We start from the raw sequence: 19,680 nt of genomic DNA, 5'->3' as shown, positions 1-19,680 counted from the left end.
GGTCTTGGGATTCGGCCTGCGTGGTGCTGCCCGATGCGGGCAATCCCGGGGGAACCGGGCCGCGCCGAAGCCGCCCGGGGGACGGGGATACGAGGGTGCCGGGATGCCTCCCGCCGGTCGCGCGAAGCACTCGGACAACCAACCGATCCGTCCGTCGGGACCCGGCCTCGACTTCGAGCGTGGCGGCGAATCATCACCCTCTGCATCTTTTGATGGCATATGAGTGACATTCGGCACAGCGAACGGCCCACCCGGGATCAGCGGGAACAGGAGGACACCCACGGACCATCGGCCGTCCACCGCGGCGGTCGGCGCGTCCGCAGTCCTCGCCAACGCAGGAGAAGAGAACTGATGAACCCCGAGATCGAACACCGGGTACCGGTCCTGGTCGTGGGCGGCTCGCTGGTCGGGCTGTCCACGTCCGTGTTCCTGGGCCGCCTGGGCGTGCCGCACATGCTGGTGGAGCGGCATGCCGACACCTCGCGGCACCCCCGCGGACGCGGCAACAACGTACGCACGATGGAACTGTTCCGGACCGCGGGGGTCGAGGACCGGGTACGCGCCGCGTCCGCGGTGCTGGCCGACAACCACGGCATCCTGCAGGCGGACACGATCGCCGGGGACGACCAGGAATGGCTGTTCAAGGAGATCGACCCCGGCGGCGGCCTGGCCAAGTTCAGCCCCAGTTCGTGGTGCCTGTGCAGCCAGAACGACCTGGAACCGGTGCTGGCCGACTACGCCCGCGAACTCGGCGGCGTGTTGCGCTTCGGCACCGAACTCGTCTCCTGCGAGCCGGACGAGGACGGGGTCACCGCGGTCGTGGAGACCCGGTCGACCGGCGAGCGGCAGACGGTGCGCGCGGACTACCTGGTGGCCGCGGACGGGCCGCGCAGTCCGGTACGCGAACGACTGGGCATCGAGGTGACCGGACCCGGCGACCTCTTCCACAACGTGAGCGTGACCTTCTCCTCCCGCCGGCTGGCCGAGTTCGTCGGCGAACGGCGGTTCATCGTCTGCTACCTGACGAATCATCACGGCGAGGGCGCGCTGCTCCCGGTGGACAACCGCGACCACTGGGTCTTCCACCTGCCGTGGCACCCCGAGCGGGGTGAGCCGATCGAGGCGTTCACCGACGAGCGCTGCGTCGAACACATCCGCGCCGCCGCCGGCGTGCCCGATCTGGACGTGGAGATCACCGGAAAGGCCCCGTGGCACGCGGCCGAACGGGTGGCCGAGCGCTACCGCGTGGGCCGGGTGTTCCTGGCGGGCGACTCCGCGCACGAGATGTCCCCCACCGGTGCGTTCGGCTCCAACACCGGCATCCAGGACGCGCACAACCTGGCCTGGAAACTCGCGGCCGTGCTGAACGGGCACGCGGGCGCCGACCTGTTGGCCACCTACGAGGCCGAGCGCCGGCCGGTGGCCAGGGCCACGGCCGCCCGCGCGTCCACCCGTTCGGCCGAACACAGCCACCCGGGATACGCCGCTCCCCCGGTGGCCGGCGGCGGCAAGCAGCCCGGTGTGCTGGGCGTGGTGCTCGGCTACCGCTACGCCTCCGACGCCGTGCTCGGCGCGGATCCCGAAGTCCCGGTGCTGCCCGAGCGGTTCCGCCCGCCCGGCGGCGACCCCGGCACCCGGGCGCCGCACGTATGGCTGCGCCGGGGCGACACCCGGGTATCCACGCTGGACCTGTACGAGACCTCGCTGGTGCTGCTGGTCGGCGCGGGTACGGCGGGCGAGGTGTGGCGGCAGGCGGCGCGGCGGGCGAGCGAGCTGCTCGGGGTGCCGGTGACGGTCCACCGGGTGGGCACCGAGGCGGAGTCCGCGATGGTGGACCTGGTCACCGCGCCCGACCTCGACTGGGCGCAACTGCACGGTGTCACCGACGAGGGGGCGGTGCTGATCCGACCGGACGGATTCGTCGCGTGGCGGGTGCCGGCCGTCGAGTTGGACCCCGAGGAAACCATGGTCACGGTGCTGCGCGCGGTGGCGTGTCGGGCCGAGGCGGACGCCGAAGTGGGCGGCGAACTCGACCGGTAGGCAGCCACGACCGGGTGGACGACCGCGACCGGCGGGCATCCGAAACGGCCGGCCCCGGAGAGGAATCCGGGGCCGGCCGCGGTGTGTTCGCGTTGCGCCGCGCGTGAGGTGTTCGCGGACCGTGTGTGCGGCCACGGGGTGCCCACCCGCGCGGCATCGGGCCGGCGCCTACGTGGGTGGCAGCAGGTGGGCGAACACGACCACGTTGTCCTTGTAGTCCTTGGACTTCTTGTCGTACACCCCGCCGCAGGTGATCAGCCGCAGTTGGGCGTCGGTGGTCTTGCCATAGACCCGCTCGTCCGGGAAATCGTCCTTGGGGAATGCCTCGACCGAGTCCACCGCGAACTTCGCCACGCTGCCGTCGAAGCGCTCGATCTCCACGGTGTCGCCGGGCTTGAGACTGCCGAGCCCCCAGAAGACCGCCGGGCCCATCATCGTGTCGACGTGCCCGAGCACGATCGCGTTGCCCCGGGCGCCGGGGGTGATTCCGTCCTGGTACCAGCCGGCCAGGTTGCGGTCCGCGGGGGGCGGCACCTGCAACACGCCGGAGGCGTCCAGGCTCAGTCCGATGAACGGCGCGTCCACCTTGATCCTGGGAATCTTGATCCGCAGCGGCTGCGAACGCTTCATCACCGGCGACCCCTGCTCGGGGCTCGGGCTCGCCGAGCTCGCCGAGGGCACCACCGGTGCGGGCGTGCTCGGTTGCGCGGCGGCGGGCATCGGCTGCGGCGGCGGGCCCGAGTCGGTGCTCAGGTCGTGCTTGATCATCAGGACGCCCAGCAGAACGGCCGTCGCGGCGATCAGCATCAGTTTCCCGGCGCTGGTGCGGCGGGGCTCCGGTTGTTGTTCGGACGTGTCCGTGGGCGGTGCCGGGTCTCGCAAGACGTTGCCTCTCTCCTGGGCGCTCGTGGGCCGCGGGTCGGGCGGCCGGCGACGACGACAGCCGTGGCCACCGCCCTGGTGAGGGCGGTGGCCACGGCGCGTGTTGCCTGGGCGAGGACGGGTCAGGCCTGGGCCGCCGCCGCCGCACCCGGACGACGACGCAGGGCGTAGACGCCCATGCCGATGCCGCCCGCGATCAGGGCCGCCCCCGTACCGAGCGCGGCGCCGTCGTCGAGGAAGGCGCCACCGATGCCGGTGTGCACGCCACCGTGCGGGCTCTTGTGCTCCTTCCAGGACTTCTCGTGCGAGGAGCCCTCGTTGCCCTTGCTCTCGTGGCTCTTGTCTTCGGAGCCCTTGCTTTCCCCACCCTTGTCCGACTTCTCGGTGCTGTGCTCGGAGTCCTTCTCGGGCGTCCACTTCTCCTCGCCGGACCAGGACTTCTCCGAGTCGGGAGCGGCCGGGGCGGGCTCCGGCTTCACCGGCGCCGGAGCGTCGGCGTAGGCGGACGGAACCGCCAGGGTCAGGGCGGCGAAGCCGAGGGCGGTACCGGCGACAAGAGCGCGTACACGACGCATCGTGATATTCCTTCCGGCGCTTCGCGAACTGCCGACGGGCATCGGCACACGGGGATCGGCGAGGCGCCTTAATCACCATCGAACGACCCCCGTGACCCCGCGACCCGCGTGACTGCATTCGAGGGCCGTCCCTGGGCCTCCCGAGCGGATATCGCGGCCGGCTTCACTCGCCGGGAGCAGTCCGAGGTTTAGCACAGGGTTATGGAATGTCACTTTAAGTGGCTTTTCGGGGGTTCGACGGGCCGTGTTCGAAGGTTCGGCAGGCCGCGCCGGGCGGACGGCTAGGCCGGCACCGTGCACTCGAACATGTGCAGCGACGGGTTCACCGCGCGGACGTCCCGACCACGCAGGCCCGCCTGCTCGATCAGGGTCAGCAGGCTGTCCTTGGTGTGCTTGCGACCGCCGACGTTGAGCAGCAGCAACAGGTCCATCGCGGCGGTGAACCGCATCGACGCGGTCTCGTCGACCAGGTTCTCGATGATCACGACCCGAGCGCCGGGGGCGGCCGTCGCGACGACGTTGCGCAGCGTGCGCAGGGTGCTGTCGTCGTCCCATTCCAGGATGTTCTTGATGATGTACAGGTCGGCGCGGACCGGGATGTCCACCCGGCAGTCGCCGCCCACCAGGGTTGCCCTGGAGGCGAGTTCGCCGCCGTCGCGGAGTCGGCGGTCGGCCGCGGCCACCACGCCGGGCAGGTCGAGCAGAGTGCCGCGCAGGGTGGGGTTGCGCTCCAGCAGGGTGGCCAGCACGAGTCCCTGGCCGCCGCCGATGTCGGCGACGCTGTCGATGCCGGTGAGGTCGAGCACCGCGGTGACGTCCTGGGCGGACTGCCGGCTGGACTGGGTCATCGCCCGGTCGAAGGCGGCGGCCGACTCCGGCGCGTCCTCGTGCAGGTAGTCGAAGAAGTGCTTGCCGTGCAGACCCGGGAAGACGCTCTTGCCGGTACGGACCGCCTCGTCCAGACGCGGCCACACCTCCCACGTCCACGGCTCCGTGGTCCACAGCGCGACGTCGCGCATGCTGCGCGGGGCGTCGACGCGCAGCAGCCGGGACGCCTCGGTGTGCGTGTACCGTCCGTCCGGCTCCTCGGCGAAGATGCCCTGGCACGCCAGCGCGCGCAGCAGTCGGTGCAGGGCGCCCGGGTAGGCGGACACCGCGGTCGCCAACTCGTCCACGGTGGCCGGGCTCTCGCCCAGCGCGTCCGGCAGGCCCAGGCGCAGCGCGGCGCGCACCGCGGCGGCGGACATCGCGCTGAACGCCAACTCGCGCAGCCGGGTGGCGGCCTGCGGGGAGCGGGTGACGTCGGTTTCGGTCATGCTGATCGCCTCTCAACCGGTGGACCATCCGGGCCGGGCCGGCGGAACTCGACCGCAACGACCCGCGCACCGACGTCCCGGCGGTCCGCGCCGGGGCTGCAACGACTGTGACCCACACTCGCCGACCCGCCGCCGAGGCGCGGCCGGTCCGGGCGAAGACTCGCCCGGGAGTCATCCGGATGGGTGCAGACCCGCGGGGCGGGCGGGCGCGGGCGCGGGGCCGGGCGGCACGGGGCCGGCTGCACAGGGCCGGATCGCACGATGGCGGGCCGCGCGGGGCCGCGGGGGGCCGGGCGGCCCGGGGTCGGATCGCACGATGGCGGGCCGCGCCGTGCCGGGTGGTGCGGATCCGCCGGGGTGCTCCGGAGTGGGCCTAAGGCACTTCCTTGAGGGCCAGGAGGAGTTCGCGGGCGGTCAGCGCTGCCTGGAGTTGGAGGGTGACCTCCGGGTCGAGCGGATTGGCGCCCAGGAGCTCGCGGATCTGGCCGATCCGGTAGCCCACCGAGTTGCGGTGCAGGTGCAGCAGTTCGGCGACCGCGGCGCGGCTGCCGTTGGTGGCCAGCCACGCGCTGAGCGTGGCCACCCACTCCTCGCGCTCCAGGATCGGTCCCAGGTGCTGGTCCACGAACGCCTGGAGCCGGGCCGGCGGCACCCCGAACAACAGCTGGGCCAGGCCCAGCGAGGAGAACATCAGTTGCACCTCGCCCGGGCGTCGGCGCAGCAGTCCGAGCACCGTCTCCGCGTCGTGGAAGGAGCGCGCGGTCCCGCGCGGGTCGCTGACCGTGGGACCGGCCGCGGCCAGGACGGGGACGTCGCCGACCATGCCCTGCAGCCGGATCCGGATCCGGCTGATCTCCCGCTCGATGTTGCCCGAGAGCACCGCGAGGCCCAGCTCGCCCTCCTGGCGCACCGGCATCTCCAACCACGACAGCGCGGTGGTCCAGGTGCGCTGGTTGGGTCCGGCGTAGGCGAACACCACAGCGGAGTGAGGGCGATCCAGATGCAGGCCGAAGCGCGCGGCGGTGCGGGTCACGTCGCCGAGGTTGCGCAGCGCGCCGTAGCGCAGTTCGTCGATCAGCCGGCCGGCCGTCTCCGCGGTCGCGGTGGCCACCGCGTCCCGGCGGATCGCCTCGATCGCCACCGCCGTCACCGCCGCCCGCAGCAGGGGTTCGTCGTCGTCGGCGCCGTCCGGCTCGCCCAACAGCAGCAGCCCGACCCGGCGTTGCGCCACCCGTACGGCGAGGGCGGAGGCCCGCCAGCCCTCGTCGCAGGTGACCTCGACCACCTTGTCGTCGACGAACACGTGCGCTACCGCGACCGGGGTCATCGACTCGGTGCCGTCGTCGGTCGCGGCGAGCACTCCGCCGTGCACGCCCACCAGTCGAGCGGTCCTACCGGTGCGTTGCGCCAGCGCTCGCAGGATCGCGAGCCAGCCGTCGCCGGAGAGGGCGAGCACGTTCAGTTCCCGCTCGAACGCCTGTGCGCGGTCCGGCACGGGGGTCCGGTTTTCCGTGACTTCTACCTTGTCGATCATGGATTTCCGCACCTTATCCGGTCGTTGTTACGCGGAACAGATACTTCGATCGGTCACTTCCCGTTACGTCTTTCCTGGGGCAGGATGCGCGCATGCGAGCCTTCGACCTCGCGGCCGGCGCAAAGGCCGCTGCCCAGGCGGCGGTGCAAGCCGCCGCCCCCGATCTGGTTGCACTCAGTCACCGACTGCACGCCCACCCCGAACTCGGCTTCGCCGAGGAACGCGCGTGCGGCTGGCTGGGCGAGCAATTGAGCGAGCACGGCTTCACCGTCACCCCAGGGGTCTGCGATTTGCCGACCGCCTTCGTCGCCGAACGCGGCAGCGGACCGCTGGTGCTGGGGATCTGTGCCGAGTACGACGCGCTGCCGGGCATCGGGCACGCCTGCGGGCACAACGTGATCGCCTCCGCCGCGACCACCGCCGCGCTCGCGCTCGGCGCGCTGGCCGACGACCTGGGCATCACCGTGCGGGTGCTGGGCACCCCCGCCGAGGAGAACGGCGGTGGCAAAGTGCTCATGCTCGAGCGCGGCGCGTTCGCCGGGGTGCACGCGGCGATGATGGTGCACCCCTCGCCGCGCGAGCGCCTGGACCCGACCTGCCTGGCCCGCGCGCAACTGCACGTCGAGTACGACGGTCGGGCCGCGCACGCCTCCGCGTGTCCCGAGGACGGCGTCAACGCCGCCGACGCGCTGACCGTGGCCCAGGTGGCGATCGGGCTGCTGCGCCAGCACATGACGCCGGATCAGCGGGTGCACGGGATCACCACGACCGGCGGGCAGGTGCCGAACGTGATCCCCGAGCACACCGAGGCCGCCTATTACGTGCGGGCCGCGACGCTGGCCGGGTTGACCGATCTGGAGGCGCGGGTGCGCGAGTGCTTCCAGGCGGGCGCGGTGGCCACCCGGTCGCGGCTGACCATCTCCTCGACCTCGCCCGCGTATTCCGAGTTCCGGCACGACGGCGACCTGCTGGCCGCGTACGAGCGCAACGCGCTGGCCGCGGGGCGCGAGTTTCCGCCGGTGACCGCGGCCGACGACCGGCAGGCGGGCTCCACCGACATGGCCAACGTGTCGCTGGCGATTCCCGCCATCCAGCCGCTGGTCTCGATCGACTCGGGCACCGTCGGGCTGCATCAGGCCGAGTTCGCCGCGTACGCCGCGCGGCCCGCCGCGGATCGGGCGCTGCTGGACGGCGGTCTGGCGATGGCCTGGACCTGCGTGGACGCGGCGCTGGACCCGGGCCTGCGCGAGCGACTGCTCGCGGGCGCGCCGGCCGGGGGCTGACCCGCCGATGGGCTCCGGGGCGATCGCCCCGGAGCCCATCGGTCGCGTGCGGCTCGACACCCACGCTCACGCGTCGGCGACGGTCACCGGCAGGGCCTTGAGGTACGCCTCGGCGTTGCGGCGGGTCTCGGCCACGCTGTCCCCGCCGAACTTCTCCAGGACGGCGTCCGCGAGCACCAGTGCGACCATCGCCTCGGCGACCACGCCGGTGGCGGGCACCGAACACACGTCGCTGCGCTGCGCGATCGCCTTGGCCGGGTCGCCGGTGCGCACGTCGAAGGTGGCCAGCGCCCGGGACAGGGTGGAGATCGGCTTCATCGCGGCGCGTACCCGCAGGAGTTCACCGGACGTCATGCCGCCCTCGATGCCGCCCGCGCGTCCGGTCTCGCGGCGCACCCGCGCGGGTCCGGGTCGGCCGGGGGCGACCGGGGTGATCTCGTCGTGCGCGACCGAGCCGCGCCGGGTCGCGGTGGTGAAGCCGTCGCCGACCTCGACCCCCTTGATCGCCTGAATGCCCATCAGCGCCGCGGCGAGCCGGGCGTCCAGGCGCCGGTCCCAGTGCACGTGGCTGCCCAAACCCGGCGGCAGGCCGTACACCACCACCTCGACCACGCCGCCGAGCGTGTCGGCGTCCTTGTGCGCGGCCTCGATCTCGGCGTTCATCGCGGCGGCGGTGTCGGGATCCACGCAGCGCACCGGGTCGGCGTCGATCGCGTCTCCGCTGCCGGGTTCGGGCACCAGCGCCTGGGGCAGCGCGACCGCGCCGATTCGCACCACGTGGCTGAGGATCTCCACGCCCAGCGTCTGGGCCAGGAACGCGCGCGCCACCTCGCCGATGGCCACCCGGGCAGCCGTCTCGCGCGCGCTGGCCCGCTCCAGCACCGGGCGGATGTCGTCGAAACCGTACTTCTGCATGCCGGCGAGGTCGGCGTGCCCGGGCCTGGGCCGGGTCAGCGCGGCGCCGCGACCGCGGTCCGGGAGCCGGCCCGGTTCGTCGTAGCGGCGGCCGTCGGCGTCGGTGGGGTCGGGGGCCATCACCTCGGCCCACTTGGCCCATTCGGTGTTGGCCACCCGCAGCGCGACCGGGCCGCCCTGGGTCACCCCGTGCCGGACGCCGCCGTTGAACTCGACCTCGTCGCGTTCGAAGCGCATCCGCGCACCCCGACCGTTGCCCAGACGGCGCCGGGCCAGCGCCCGGGCCAGATCGGCGGAGGAGATCTCCACCCCGGCGGGCAGTCCCTCCAGGACGGCGGTGAGCGCGGGTCCATGCGATTCACCTGCGGTGAGCCAGCGGAGCATGGGGGTCCTTCTTTCCGGGAGACGGATCGGTCGGTCGGCTGGGGGGTGCGGGCGGCGGGGGGGGTGGGTTGTGGGCGAGGGCGCGTTGTGGGCGGGCGGAGCCTTGTGGGGGGCCGGGTCGAGCGGGCGGGGCGGGCGGGGCCGCGGGGGACGAGAGGTCGGACGGCCGGGGAGGTGGGCGCTACGGGTGGCACGGCGCGTCGTGGGTGGGGGTGCGTCGTGGGTGGCCGGGTCGAGCAGGCGGGGTGGCTCGGGTGAGTGGGACAGGGCGGAAGGTGAGTGCACGGGCTCGCGGGTGCGTCTGGGGGTCGGGCGGCGGCGGCGTTGTGGGTGGCTGGGTCGAGCGCGTGGGACGGGTCGGCGCGTGGGACGGGTCGGCGCGTGGGACGGGGAAGGTGGGCGGACGGGGAGCGGGCGGATGCGACTGGAGGGCGGGCGGGCTGGATGCGTGGAGGGGACCGGGGGCGGGTCGGGGTTGGGTTGGGGGGTCAGGTGAGCAGCAAGGCGATCCCTACCGCCGTGCCGACTACGACCACCAGGGTGCGGAGAATCGGGGCCGGGACCCGGCGGCCGAGGAGTGCGCCGAGGCGGCCGCCGGCCACCGAGCCCAGGGCGAGCAGGAGGACCGGGATCCAGGCCACGTCGGCGGTGAGGGTGAACAGGAGCGCGGCCACCAGGTTGACCAGGGCCTGGAGCAGGTTCTTCAGGCCGTTGAGCAGGTTCAGGTCCTCGTCGAGCACGGTGGCCAGCAGAGCCAGCAGCAACACGCCCTGCGCGGCGCCGAAGTAGCCGCCGTACACGCTGACCGTGAACACCGCGGCGGAGAGGGCCGGGCCGACACCGGTGCCCGTGCCCGTGTCGTGCTCCGGGCCCGCGTGGCGCTCGCGACGGGCGCGCAGGCGCCGGGACAACCACGGCTGTACGGCCATCAGCAGCGCGGCGAGCAGTACCAGGGCCGGTACCACCGCGCGGAACGCCCCCGGTGGCAGGCCGAGCAGGAGCAGGCCGCCACTGGCCCCGCCGAGCACCGCGGCGATCGACAGCGGCAGCAACCGGGCCGACTGCGCGGCCAGTTCGCGCCGATATCCGAGCGCGCCGCTGATCGAGCCGGGGGTGAGCCCGACCGTGTTGGACACGTTGGCCACCACCGGCGGGTAGCCGAGCGCGAGCAGGACGGGAAAGGTGAGCAGCGAGCCGGAGCCCACCACGGTGTTGACCGTGCCCGCGCCGAGGCCCGCCACGAGCACGAGCAGGGCCTCGGCGGGGCTCATGCCGAACTGCCGGGCAGCAGCGTGATCTTGCCGAACGCGGCGCCGCTCGCCAGCCGGCGATGCGCCTCGGCGGCGTCCGCGAGCGGGTAGGTGGTATCCGGGACCGGGAACAGTCCCCGCTCCAGACAGAACCCGATCATGGTCTCGAAGTCCGCCGCGCCGCACGAGCCCGCGCCCAGCAGCGTGACCCCGGTGTGGAAGGCGTGCGGCAGGTCGAAGGTCGCCTCGGTGCCGGTGGTGTCCCCGCAGAACACCAACCGGCCGCGCGGGCGCAGCGCGTGCAGCGACGCCTGGAACAGCGCCGGACCGACATGGTCGAGCACCAGGTCCACACCCGCCCCGCCGGTCGCCGCCCGGGCCTGGGCGACCAGGTCCGACCTGCGGGTATCGATCAGCACGTCGGCACCGAGCGCCGCCATCCGGTCCAGTTTGGCCCGGGAGCCGGAGGTGACCACGACGCGGGCGCCCAGCGCTCGGGCCAGTTGTACCGCGGCGATGCTGACCCCGCTGCCCGCGCCGTGCACCATCAGCGTCTCGCCCGCGCGCAGGCCGCCGCGCACGACCAGGCCCTGCCAGGCCATGCCGTACGCGGTCGGCAGGCTCGCCGCGGCCTCGTGTGCCCAACGCGCCGGGATCGGGTGGGTGCGGCCGGCGGGCACCACCATCAACTCGGCGTAGCCGCCCGGCCGGTTGCCGCCGACCACGCGCAGCGCCGCGCACCAGGCGTCCTCCCCCGCCCGGCACGCGGCGCATCCACCGCAGTGCAGCGCCGGATTGACCAACACCCGATCGCCGACCCGGCGTTCGCGCACCCCTTCGCCGAGGGCGAGCACGTCGCCGGAGACGTCCATCCCGGGCACGTGCGGGAGGGTGAAGCCGGGCAGCAGGCCGGGACCGCGGCGTTGCAAGAGGTCGAGCCGGTTCACCGCGGCGGCGCGGACGGCGATCAGCACTTCGCCCGGGCCCGGTTCGGGATCGGGCAGTGACGTCGCTTCCAGGATCTCGGGGCCGCCGTGTCCCCGGTGCAGAACGGCCCTCACACGATCCCCCGCACGAACGGGGCCCCGAGTGCGGCCGGTTGGCGGTGGGTCTTGGCCAGGAACATCATCGCGAGCAACGCCAACAGGTAGGGCGCGGCGATCAGCAGTTGCGAGTTGAGGTGCACGCCCAGCGCGGGCAGCGCCAGCCGCATCGCGTCGGCGGCACCGAACACGAGGCAGCCGGCCATCGTGCCGCGCAGCGTCCAACCGCCGAAGATCACCGCGGCGATCACCACGAAGCCGCGACCCGCGGTCATGTTCTGGTTGAACGCGCCCACTTCGCCGACCGCGAGGTAGGCGCCGCCCAGTCCGGCGAGCACGCCGCACAGGAGCACGCTCTGCCGACGCCGGCGGCGCACGTCGATCCCGGTCACGTCGGCCGACTGGGGGTTCTCACCAGCGGCGCGCAGTTCCAGGCCGAAGCGACTGCGCTGGACCAGCCACCACACCAGCGGGATCACCCCCACCAGCAGGTAGGCGGGCCAGCGGTGGGCGAACAACACCGGTCCCAGCAACGGCAGGTCGGACAGGATCGGGATGTTCACCGCGTCCACCTGATGCCCGGTCAGGTCGACCGAGTCGAGCAGGAAGCTGGTCAGGCCGAGCACGAGCGCGTTCAGGGCGAGCCCGACCACGTAGGTGTTGACCGACAGGCGATGGCTGAACTCGGCGTGCACGAACCCGATGACCAGGCCGGCGACCATGCCGAAGGCCAGGCCGAAGGACGCGGATCCGGTCAACGAGGCACCCCATACGGCGTTGAACGCGCCGCCGAGCATCATCGCCTCGACCGAGATGTTGATCGTGCCGGCCCGTTCGGCGATGTACTCGCCGCACGCGGCGAAGGCCAGTGGCACGGTGAGTCGGACCGAACTGACGAGGACCATGGCAAGGTCGTCGATCATGTCAACCTCCCGGTCTCAGGCCGCACCGACGGCGCGCCGGCGGCGCACCTCGGCGTAGGCGGCGGGAAAGACCGTGGCCAGCACCAGGAGCGCGGTGACCACGGCGACGATGTAGCGCGGCACGCCCGTCGCGGACAGGAAGCCGCCGCCGGCGCGCAGTGCCCCGAAGAACAGCGCGACGGGCACGGCCAGCATCGGCTTGTCCCGGGCCACCAGCGCGACCAACAACCCGTCGAAGCCGACGTTGTCGGCGAAGCCGTCCTGCATGCGGTGGCCGCTGCCGGTGAGCATCACGCCACCGGCCAGGCCGGCGAACGCGCCGGAGGCGAGCAGCGCGCCGCCGCCGATCAGCACCGCGCCGACCCCGGCCCGGTGCGCGGCCTTGGGGTTGAGCCCGAGCATCCGCACCCGGAAGCCGAGCCGGCTGCGCACCAGGACCACCGAGGTGCCGACCGCGAGCACGAGCGCGATGAAGATGCCCGCGCCGATGTTGAAGTTCGGGTACTCGCCGATCCGGGGCAGCCAGACCGACTCCGCCAGCATGTCCGACTGCGATGTGGTGACCTGGCCGGGCACCGCCTTCTCGCGCAGCAGCGACGGTGAGTTGACCGCGTACGAGACGGCCTGGTTCGCCACGAAGATCAGCAGCAGGGTGCTGATCACCACGGCGACGCCGCGCCAGTAGAAGAGCAGGGCCGCGATGGCCGCCCACAGGGCGCCGCCGACCGCCGCGCCGAGCAGGGCCAGAATCAGTACGAGCGCGCCGGGGCCGGGGGTGAACAGGGCGATCGCGGCGCCGACGCTCGCGCCGACCAGGAGTTGGCCCTCCTGGCCGATGTTGAAGATGCCCGCGCGGGCGGCGATCACCGAGCCGATCGCGACCAGGAGCAGCGGCGCGGCCTGGTCGATGCTCTGCCCGATGGCCGCGCCGTCGGCCAGGCTGCCGTCGTACATCGCGCTCGCCGCGTCCCACGGGGACTGGCCGACCAGCGCGATCAGCAGGCCGGCCAGGACGAGTGCGGTGGACAACGACGCCGCGTACAGCAGCGGGGTGCCCAGGTCGGTGATCCGGGGTCGGCGGCGCGGGCCGGCCGGCGGGGCGGCGACGGCCGGGGCGCGTTCGGATGTCAGGGTCGGGGTCATGCCGCCTGGCCTCCCATCAGCAGGCCCAGTCGCTCGGTGTCGACGTCGGCGCGGTCCATCTCGCCGACGACGGCGCCTCGGTGGATGACCGCGACGCGGTGCGAGAGGGTGAGGATCTCGCCCAGTTCGGTGGACAGCAGCAGCACCGCGATGCCGGAGCGGGCCGCGGCGTGCAGCCGTTCGGTCATGTACTCGATCGCGCCGATGTCCAGGCCGCGGGTCGGCTGGGCGGCGACCAACACCTTGGGCTGGGCCGCCAGTTCGCGGGCCAGCACCACCTTTTGCTGGTTGCCGCCGGACAGTTGCCGCATCGGGGTGTCCGGCGAGGGGGTGGCGATCTCGAATTCCTCGATCAACTGCCGGGCGCGGGCCGCGATCCGGCGCCGACTCAGCAGTCCTTTGCGGGTGACCGAGGCCAGGTCGGCCAGGACCAGGTTCTCCGCGACGCTCATGTCCAGCACACAACCGGACACGTGTCGGTCCTCGGGCACGATGCCGACCCCGGCGGCGTGCATGGCGCCGGGCCGGCCGGCGGCCACCGGCGCGCCGCACACCTCCACCCGGCCGGCGCTGAGCGGAAGCAGGCTGGAGAGCAGGTCGCCCAGTGCCGCTTGGCCGTTGCCCTCGACGCCGGCGATGCCCAGGATCTCGCCGGCGCGCACCTCCAGGGTCAGCCCGCGCAGCAGCGGGCGTCGGTCGGTGGTGCTCGCGTGCGCGTCGCTGATCCGCAGCCGTACCTCGCCGGCCGGCGGCCTGGGCTCCGGGGCGGCCTCGGCGGCGGGTTCGCGTACGTCCAGCAGCGCTCCCCCGCCGGTCGGGGTGCCGGTGCCGGGCTCGATCAGCGCGTCCAGCGCGCCGACCGCGGACGCTGCGGTCCACTTGGACAGTTCGCGCCCGACCATCTCCCGGGCCAGCGAGCGCACATCGGTGTCGGCGGTGGCCCGCCGGGCCACCACGCGCCCCTGGCGCATGATGGTGACCCGGTCGGTGGCGTGCACGATCTCGTCCAGCTTGTGGCTGATCAGGATCACCGCCTTGCCCTCGTCCGCGACCACCCGGCGCAGCACGGTGAACAGTTCGCGCGACTCCTCCAGGGTCAGCACCGAGGTCGGCTCGTCCAGGATCAGCACGCCGGGGTCGCGGCGCAGGCACTTGACGATCTCGACGCGTTGGCGCTGGCCGGTGGACAGATCCTCGACGCACGCGTCGGGGTCCACCTCCAGGCCGTAGCGCCCGCCCACGTCACGCACCAGCGCACGGGCCCGATCCCGGTCCACCCGGCCCCGATCGCCGAGCACCACGTTCTCCCACACGCTGAGCCGGTCCACCAGGCTGAAGTGCTGGTGCACCATGGAGATTCCGTGTGCCGCGGCGGCCGAGGGGTCGGTGATCGTGGCGGGTTCGCCGCGCAGCAGGATGCGCCCGGTGTCCGGCACGACCAGGCCGAGCAGGATCTTCATCAAGGTGCTCTTGCCCGCGCCGTTCTCGCCGAGCAGGCCGTGGATCTCGCCGGCATGCACCCGCAGCGAGACGTCCTCGCACGCGCGCACCGCGCCGAACCGCTTGCCGATGCCGAGCAGTTGCACGACGGGGACGGTGAGCATGGACGGCAGGGCCGGGTGCTCGGCCGCGGCCCGGGGTCGTGGGTCGGGGGTGGTCACGGCGGTGTCACTTGCCTGCGGCGACGGCCTCATCGACCTTCACCTTCCCGCTGCCGATGTCCTGGATCAGGGTCTTGAGCTGCTGCTCCTGGTCGCCGGTGGGCTTGCAGAGCTTGACCGTGGGCACCGGGTCCTTGCCCAGGTGCCATTCGCGGGCCACGCCCATCCGCAGGGTGCCCTTCTTGAAGTCCTCCAGCGCGCCGGCGAAGTAGGCGCCGGGGCTGAAGATCACCGACACCGCGTACTGCGCGCCGGGCGTCGAGCAGCGGTCGGTGCCGGGGGTGAGCGCCGGGACGCCCTTCTCGTTGGCGAGTTGGGTGACCACGTCGGTGGCGCCGCCGAGGTAGGGGTAGATCACCTTGACACCCTGGCTGATCTGCGCCTGGGCGGCCTCCTTGGCCTTGCCGGAGTCGTTGAAGTCGCCGGTGTAGGTCTGCACCATCTCGGCGTCCGGGACGACCTTCTTGATGCCCGCCTCGAAGGCCTTGGCCACGTCCCGGGCGAACTGGAGGTCGGGGCCGGTGATGTAGCCGGCCTTCTTGCCGCCGTTCTCCTTGAGGATCAGGCCGGCCGCGTAACCGGCCACGTACAGCGACTCGTTGATGTAGTCGAGGGACTGGGTGAACTCGGGGGTCTGGGTCACGCCCTGGCCGCCGCTGATGTACCAGGTGATGCCCTTGCACTGCGGTTCCTTGGCCGCGCTGAGCGCGTCCTTGAGCTCGCTGGCGCCGATCGCGATCATGTCGACCTTCTGCCGACACAGGTTGCGGGCCTGCTGGACCGCGTTGGCCGGGTTGATCTTGTCGACCACGACCAGCTTCCACCCGTTGGCGTCGGCGTAGCCGTTCGCCTCGTCGACGAAGCTCTGGTAGTAGCCCTTGTCCTTGGTGTCGCCGGGGCTCATCACCCCGATGACGACCTTCTTGTCCTTGTTGACGTCGGGTTCGTTGGCGGGGAGGGTGCCGGCGCCGGGCGCACCGGCCGAGGCGGGCGCCCCGGCGGAGGTGGAGGAGGAAGAGGAGCCACCGCCACAGGCGGTGACGAGCAGTCCCGGTACGATGACCGAGGTTGCGATGACTCGAACCATGTTCTTCATCGGAAGGTCTCCAGACGAATCAGGGCGCGTTGGTTCGACACGGACCGACGGGTGCGCGGCGACCCGGGCGGGCACGGTGGGCGTGCCGGGCTCGGGTGTTCGGTGCCGCGGGCCGGGGTTGTGGGATGTCGGTCCGGCGGAGGGGCCCGTTCCGGTTGCGCGGGGGATTCCGGCCCGGAAGCGGGTGGGGGTCGGTGCGCGGCGCCTGGGGCGATCGCTACCGTCCGACAGTGGTGTGGTGGTGCGGAGTTGCCTGTTCGCGAGCCCGCGAGGGTGCGGGGCCGCGATCGCTGCCGTGGATCAGCCGTTGCGGTATTCGTCGCGCGGCGGGGTGAAGATGTCCAGGATCCAGGTCTCGCCGTGCTCGGGGTCGCCGATGAACAGGCTGTCCCCGTGGTCGCAGCCCTTGGGCGCCCAGTAGACGTCGCCCGGGCCGAGCACCTGCCGCTCGTCCGAGTCGATCCGGAAGTCCAGCTTGCCCTTGAGCACCATGCCGTACTGCTCGTGCTCGGGATGGTCGTCATAGGGGGTGGGTCCGCAACCCTCGCGGATCCGCCACAGGGTCAGCATCATCTCGTCGCCGGTGTAGACCCGGCGCCGGAATCCAGGCTTGACCTCGACGAACTCGCTGTCGTCGAAGGCCCAGACGCGTTGTACCTCGCTCATGTCGGGACCGTCCTCTCCGGTTGATGCGCGCAATGGTTCCTCGGGCGGGCCGGCCGTCGTGCCGACCGCGCTAGAACATCCGGGCGGTCATCTGCCGCTCCACCTCGCCGAGGTGGTCGGCGGCGGCGCGTGCGGCGGCGTCGGGGGCGCGGGCCGCGACCGCCTCGGCGATGCCGCGATGTGAGCGGCAGGACTCGGCGATCACCTGGCGCACCGCCTCGGCGTTGCCCTCGGCGTCGAGGAGCGAGGCGAAGTCGCCGGACGCGAATACCGCGTCGAGCACCTTCGCGTACAGCTCGCGCAGTGTGGTGTTGCCACACGCGCGGGCCAGCGCCGCGTGGAAGCGGCGGTCCTGGCGGCGGAACGCCTCCAGGGTCATCTGTGCGTCGAAGCCGGCCGCGAGTTCGCTGATCTCGGCCCGTTCGTCGGGTGCGGCCCGGATGGCGGCGAGGCGGGCGATGGCCACCTCGGTCACCTGCCGTACCTCGAACAGTTCGGACACGCGCAGCTTGCGGCCGTCGTCCTCGTCGAAGGACACCCCGGGCAGTCGCTCGGCAACGTAGAACCGGTTGCCCCGCTTGACCAGGCAACCCAGCGAAACGAGTCCTTGGATCGCCTCCCGCACCGAGGTGCGGGCCACTCCGAACTGCTCGCACAGGGTGCGTTCCGGGGGCAGTTGGGCGCCGGGGCGCAGGTCGCCCTCGCGCACGCTCGCCAGGAGCGCGTCACGGACCTCCTCGGAGATCGTGCGGCGTGCGACCTTGGCGAACGGGATCCGGTCCCCCGGTGCCCGCAAGGGCACTACGCGCCCGCCAGGGCCGCGAAGCGCTCGCGCTCGGCGTCCAGGTCCAGCGGCCGGATGATCGCCTCGTGCTCCTCGTCGCCCCAATACGCGGGCGGGACCAGCCACATCACCTCGAACTCGAGGCCGTCGGGGTCCTTGGCGTACAGGCTCTTGTTCGCGCCGTGGTCGCTCGCGCCGATCAACGCGCCCGCCGCCACCAGGCGTTCGCGGGCCTCGGCCAGTGCGTCGAGCGAGGGCACCTCCCACGCGACGTGGTACATCCCCACGGTGCGCCGGCCCGCCTGCGAGTCGCCCGCCTCGGCACCGATCGTGAAGAACGCGATGTCGTGGTGGTTCTCGGAGGCGGGGGCCCGCATGAAGACGTAACTGCCGGGCGGGCCGTCGATGACGGTGATGAAGTCCAGCACCTCGTTGTAGAACCGGGCGGTCCGGTGTGCGTCGCGCACGTACAGCACCGCGTGGTTCATCCCGGTAACGGCCACGATCGGGCCTCCTCAGGGTGTGGGTCAGGCTGTTGGTCTGACAATCAGAAGGTATGAAGCTCGGTCAGGTGTGGTCATTGGTCTCCCAGCACAACCCCACGCTTCACCCGCTGTGCACCTGGACGTTCACCGCCTTGGTGCGGGTGTACGCGTCCACGCCGGTCCGGGCGAACCCGCTGGCCCGGCGCGGCTCGCCGCGTCCGCCGTTCATGTCCGGCGCGAAATGGCAGTTCACGTTGACCTCGCCGCAGTCCAGCGCGTCCGAGAAGCGGAACGCGCGCTCGATGTCGCGGGTGAACACCGTGCCGTTGAGGCCGTACTGGGTGCCGTTCGCCAGGGCGATCGCCTCGGCCTCGTCGCGGAACGGCATCGCGGCCAGCACCGGACCGAACACCTCCTGCTGCTCCACCTCGCACCCACGGCGCACCCGGCCCAGCACGGTCGGCGCGACATAGGTCGGCAGGAGGCCGTCCGGAAGGGCGGGTTTGCCCACCACCGAGGCGTCGCCCGCGTCCAGTGCCCGGCTCACGAAGCCGCGGACCCGGTCCGCGTGGCGCTCGTTGATCAGGGGTCCGATGAAGGTGTCCGGATGCAGCGCGTCGCCCACCGGCAGCGTGGCAGCCGCCGCCGCGACCGCCTCCACGACCTGGTCGTAGACCGATTCCTCGACCAGCAGCCGGCTGCCCGCGACGCACACCTCGCCCATGTTCACGAACGCGGCCATCATCGCCCAGCCCACCGCCTGGTCCAGGTCGGCGTCGGCGAACACCACCACCGGCGACTTGCCGCCCAGTTCCAGATGTACGGGGGTGAGATTGCGCGCGGCGGCGGCCAGCACGTGTCGGCCGGTCTCGGTGCCGCCGGTCAGGCTGATCAGGTCGATCCGCCGGTCGGTGATCAACCGCTCGCCGACCGTCGAGCCCGGGCCCAGCACGATGTTCAACACGCCCGCCGGCAGCCCGGCGGCGGTCAGGATCCGGCCCAGCTCGACCAGCGTCACCACCGCGTCCACCGGCGGCTTGGCCACGATCGAGCAGCCGGCCGCGAGCGCCGAGGCGATCCGCTGGCTGCCCGTCATCAGCGGCCCGTTCCACGGCAACAACTCGGCCACCACGCCGGCCGGCTCGCGCAGCCGCAACGTCAACAGGTCCGGGCCGCCGCCGGGCAGCAGGTCCGGCGGGAAGGACGAGCGGCGCACGTCACCGTGCGTGGTGCGACAGATCGCCGCCGCGTACGAGAACGCGTTGGCCGCCTCGTACACGTCGTTGGTCAGCGCCCCCGAGACCGCCTTCCCGGTGTCCATCGCCTCCAGCGCGGCCAGCCGGGGCGCGTCCGCGCGGATCGCCGCGGCCGCCGCCTCCAACACCTCGGCCTTGCGCGGGCCCGGCATGCGCTGCCACACCTTCGCGTCGAAACTGGCCCGCGCCGCGGAGATCGCGCCCTCGACCTCGGCGTCGCTCGCCGCCAGATAGGAAGCGACCTGCCCGCCGGTCGAGGGGTCGAACACCGGCCGCGCCGCACCGTCGAACGACTCGCGCCCGCCGATCAACTGCGGATACGGGTCCGGGCGCAGCCAGTCGGCGCGGATGCGCGGCTCGCTGGTGGTGGTGTCGGACATGCGGCAACTCCCTGGACGCGGCGGACGAACCTTCGAGCCGTACGCCGTGCCGGGCGCCGCAACC

General features: G+C 72.5%; 17 protein-coding genes. 2 read left to right on the top strand and 15 right to left on the bottom strand.

Annotated elements, in window-relative coordinates:
• Nucleotides 1-351: 351 nt before the first annotated feature.
• Nucleotides 352-2,040: an FAD-dependent monooxygenase gene (locus tag OG948_RS49010; protein WP_331771523.1), complete on the top strand. Its 1,689-nt coding sequence runs from the start codon at nt 352-354 to the stop codon at nt 2,038-2,040.
• 168 nt (nt 2,041-2,208) lie between these two features.
• Here the strand turns inward: OG948_RS49010 and OG948_RS49005 are convergent, their stop codons facing one another.
• The 4 genes from OG948_RS49005 to OG948_RS48990 form a co-directional block, all read right to left on the bottom strand.
• Entirely contained in the window at nt 2,209-2,922 is a 714-nt protein-coding gene (locus tag OG948_RS49005) for a class F sortase (protein WP_331771522.1), read from the bottom strand.
• A 122-nt stretch (nt 2,923-3,044) separates the two neighbouring features.
• Nucleotides 3,045-3,497 carry a hypothetical protein gene (locus OG948_RS49000; protein ID WP_331771521.1) on the bottom strand — a complete coding sequence of 151 codons (453 nt, stop codon included), beginning with the start codon at nt 3,495-3,497 and terminating at the stop codon, nt 3,045-3,047.
• A gap of 281 nt (nt 3,498-3,778) precedes the next feature.
• Nucleotides 3,779-4,813: a methyltransferase gene (locus OG948_RS48995; protein WP_331771520.1), complete on the bottom strand. Its 1,035-nt coding sequence runs from the start codon at nt 4,811-4,813 to the stop codon at nt 3,779-3,781.
• Nucleotides 4,814-5,186: 373 nt separating this feature from the next.
• A complete protein-coding gene (locus OG948_RS48990) occupies nt 5,187-6,347 on the bottom strand; it encodes a helix-turn-helix domain-containing protein (RefSeq protein WP_331771519.1) in 1,161 nt (386 codons plus the stop codon).
• A gap of 92 nt (nt 6,348-6,439) precedes the next feature.
• Here OG948_RS48990 and OG948_RS48985 point away from each other — a divergent pair, with 92 nt between their 5' ends.
• The gene (locus OG948_RS48985; protein WP_331771518.1) at nt 6,440-7,630 is read left to right on the top strand and encodes an amidohydrolase; all 1,191 of its coding nucleotides are present in this window, start codon (nt 6,440-6,442) and stop codon (nt 7,628-7,630) included.
• Between the two features lie 66 nt (nt 7,631-7,696).
• Here the strand turns inward: OG948_RS48985 and aroC are convergent, their stop codons facing one another.
• The 11 genes from aroC to OG948_RS48930 all read right to left on the bottom strand — a co-directional run bounded on the left by aroC (nt 7,697) and on the right by OG948_RS48930 (nt 19,616).
• A complete protein-coding gene (aroC, locus tag OG948_RS48980) occupies nt 7,697-8,929 on the bottom strand; it encodes a chorismate synthase (RefSeq protein WP_331771517.1) in 1,233 nt (410 codons plus the stop codon).
• A 488-nt stretch (nt 8,930-9,417) separates the two neighbouring features.
• Entirely contained in the window at nt 9,418-10,200 is a 783-nt protein-coding gene (locus OG948_RS48975; RefSeq protein ID WP_331771516.1) for a sulfite exporter TauE/SafE family protein, read from the bottom strand.
• The gene (locus OG948_RS48970) at nt 10,197-11,240 is read right to left on the bottom strand and encodes a zinc-binding dehydrogenase (protein ID WP_331771515.1); all 1,044 of its coding nucleotides are present in this window, start codon (nt 11,238-11,240) and stop codon (nt 10,197-10,199) included. The genes OG948_RS48975 and OG948_RS48970 overlap by 4 nt, the downstream gene beginning before the upstream one ends.
• Nucleotides 11,237-12,145, bottom strand: coding sequence for an ABC transporter permease (locus OG948_RS48965; RefSeq protein ID WP_331771514.1), 909 nt, complete (start codon nt 12,143-12,145; stop codon nt 11,237-11,239). The genes OG948_RS48970 and OG948_RS48965 overlap by 4 nt, the downstream gene beginning before the upstream one ends.
• A gap of 15 nt (nt 12,146-12,160) precedes the next feature.
• Nucleotides 12,161-13,288 carry an ABC transporter permease gene (locus OG948_RS48960; RefSeq protein ID WP_331771513.1) on the bottom strand — a complete coding sequence of 376 codons (1,128 nt, stop codon included), beginning with the start codon at nt 13,286-13,288 and terminating at the stop codon, nt 12,161-12,163.
• Nucleotides 13,285-14,982, bottom strand: a complete 1,698-nt coding sequence (locus tag OG948_RS48955) for an ABC transporter ATP-binding protein (protein WP_331771512.1) — start codon at nt 14,980-14,982, stop codon at nt 13,285-13,287. The genes OG948_RS48960 and OG948_RS48955 overlap by 4 nt, the downstream gene beginning before the upstream one ends.
• Nucleotides 14,957-16,036, bottom strand: a complete 1,080-nt coding sequence (locus tag OG948_RS48950; RefSeq protein WP_406300682.1) for a BMP family ABC transporter substrate-binding protein — start codon at nt 16,034-16,036, stop codon at nt 14,957-14,959. The genes OG948_RS48955 and OG948_RS48950 overlap by 26 nt, the downstream gene beginning before the upstream one ends.
• Before the next feature lie 309 nt (nt 16,037-16,345).
• Complete coding sequence (locus OG948_RS48945; RefSeq protein ID WP_331771510.1) at nt 16,346-16,711, bottom strand: cupin domain-containing protein; 366 nt, start codon at nt 16,709-16,711, stop codon at nt 16,346-16,348.
• Between the two features lie 70 nt (nt 16,712-16,781).
• The gene (locus OG948_RS48940; protein WP_331771509.1) at nt 16,782-17,507 is read right to left on the bottom strand and encodes an FCD domain-containing protein; all 726 of its coding nucleotides are present in this window, start codon (nt 17,505-17,507) and stop codon (nt 16,782-16,784) included.
• Nucleotides 17,508-17,512: 5 nt separating this feature from the next.
• Complete coding sequence (locus tag OG948_RS48935) at nt 17,513-17,998, bottom strand: VOC family protein (RefSeq protein ID WP_331771508.1); 486 nt, start codon at nt 17,996-17,998, stop codon at nt 17,513-17,515.
• Nucleotides 17,999-18,101: 103 nt separating this feature from the next.
• Nucleotides 18,102-19,616: an aldehyde dehydrogenase family protein gene (locus OG948_RS48930; RefSeq protein ID WP_331771507.1), complete on the bottom strand. Its 1,515-nt coding sequence runs from the start codon at nt 19,614-19,616 to the stop codon at nt 18,102-18,104.
• Nucleotides 19,617-19,680 lie beyond the last annotated feature (64 nt).

Source organism: Embleya sp. NBC_00888 (assembly GCF_045207655.1).
In the GTDB taxonomy this organism is placed as follows: domain Bacteria; phylum Actinomycetota; class Actinomycetes; order Streptomycetales; family Streptomycetaceae; genus Embleya.
Note: the sequence above shows the minus strand (reverse complement) of the source record. Positions and strands in the feature narration are given on the sequence as shown.

Excerpts from the sequence above, each read along its gene's own strand:
- OG948_RS48995 (WP_331771520.1), bottom strand. The coding sequence starts at position 4,813 with ATGACCGAAACCGACGTCACCCGCTCCCCGCAGGCCGCCACCCGGCTG.
- OG948_RS48955 (WP_331771512.1), bottom strand. The coding sequence starts at position 14,982 with ATGAGGCCGTCGCCGCAGGCAAGTGACACCGCCGTGACCACCCCCGAC.
- OG948_RS48950 (WP_406300682.1), bottom strand. The coding sequence starts at position 16,036 with ATGGTTCGAGTCATCGCAACCTCGGTCATCGTACCGGGACTGCTCGTC.
- OG948_RS48960 (WP_331771513.1), bottom strand. The coding sequence starts at position 13,288 with ATGACCCCGACCCTGACATCCGAACGCGCCCCGGCCGTCGCCGCCCCG.
- OG948_RS48965 (WP_331771514.1), bottom strand. The coding sequence starts at position 12,145 with ATGATCGACGACCTTGCCATGGTCCTCGTCAGTTCGGTCCGACTCACC.
- OG948_RS48930 (WP_331771507.1), bottom strand. The coding sequence starts at position 19,616 with ATGTCCGACACCACCACCAGCGAGCCGCGCATCCGCGCCGACTGGCTG.
- aroC (WP_331771517.1), bottom strand. The coding sequence starts at position 8,929 with ATGCTCCGCTGGCTCACCGCAGGTGAATCGCATGGACCCGCGCTCACC.
- OG948_RS48990 (WP_331771519.1), bottom strand. The coding sequence starts at position 6,347 with ATGATCGACAAGGTAGAAGTCACGGAAAACCGGACCCCCGTGCCGGAC.
- OG948_RS48985 (WP_331771518.1), top strand. The coding sequence starts at position 6,440 with ATGCGAGCCTTCGACCTCGCGGCCGGCGCAAAGGCCGCTGCCCAGGCG.
- OG948_RS49000 (WP_331771521.1), bottom strand. The coding sequence starts at position 3,497 with ATGCGTCGTGTACGCGCTCTTGTCGCCGGTACCGCCCTCGGCTTCGCC.
- OG948_RS48945 (WP_331771510.1), bottom strand. The coding sequence starts at position 16,711 with ATGAGCGAGGTACAACGCGTCTGGGCCTTCGACGACAGCGAGTTCGTC.
- OG948_RS48975 (WP_331771516.1), bottom strand. The coding sequence starts at position 10,200 with ATGAGCCCCGCCGAGGCCCTGCTCGTGCTCGTGGCGGGCCTCGGCGCG.
- OG948_RS49010 (WP_331771523.1), top strand. The coding sequence starts at position 352 with ATGAACCCCGAGATCGAACACCGGGTACCGGTCCTGGTCGTGGGCGGC.